This is a genomic window from Oleiphilus sp. HI0061 (genome assembly GCF_001635675.1).
Genome location: NZ_LWFE01001420.1, coordinates 1 through 791 on the forward strand (window position 1 = coordinate 1; position 791 = coordinate 791).

General features: G+C 43.5%; 1 protein-coding gene. It reads right to left on the reverse strand.

What is annotated here, in order from left to right:
• A partial coding sequence (locus A3735_RS22475; RefSeq protein ID WP_068638693.1) for an MBL fold metallo-hydrolase occupies positions 1-678 on the reverse strand: 678 nt, incomplete at its 3' end.
• Between the last annotated feature and the right edge of the window lie 113 nt (positions 679-791).

Below are 791 nucleotides of genomic sequence, written 5' to 3' on the forward strand. Positions count from 1 at the left end.
AACATTTTCACCTTTGAATATTCGGCCGTGCTGGGGAAGAAGCATGTCGATCTCTAATTTTCTGACGCGGTTGATCCAGTCATTTTTGGCTGCATTGGAAGGCATCCAGCGTTGATGGAACATTTTCATTTTCGGGATATGTGCATCAAAATCATCGACGAACATTGGGCTGTCGATAGGCTCAAGAGCCGCACCAACATCGCCAGTGAACAGGATCTTCGCGACAGGGTCATATACATGGTAGTTGCCCGAAGAGTGAAGGTAGTGTGCGGGAATCAGTTGTAAAGACAGGCCCGCCAGATCCAATGTTCGGCCTTCATCCTGTATCGCCTCGTAAGAAATATTGTTCATGCCGAAATGTCGTATGAAGCCTTCCCAAAGCCAAGGGCCATGAAGTTTCGCATCTGGGATAACCTGATCCCAAAGACCCAAAGACGAAATGATGTCTGGGTCCTGGTGAGAAGCAAACAAGTGAGTGATTTGCTCTAAAGGAATGTATTTGACGACAGAGCTTAACATAGGAGCAAAAAGCTCAACACCGCCAGGATCGAGTAAAACAGCTTGTTGATTATTCACGATCATAAACTGATTCGAATCAATAATTTTTTCAGGCTTGTCAGGGTCTCTTCCGAAATAGATCCATTGATGCTTTTCTTGATATATTGCTTGAGATTTCATGTGCGTGCCTAGATTAGTTTATTGTTAGTAGATAAAAACTTTAACGCTTTATCGATATGGTAAAGGATGCGCTTGATCATCTCTTCAACGTTATGCGCCATATCGAGTAAAAC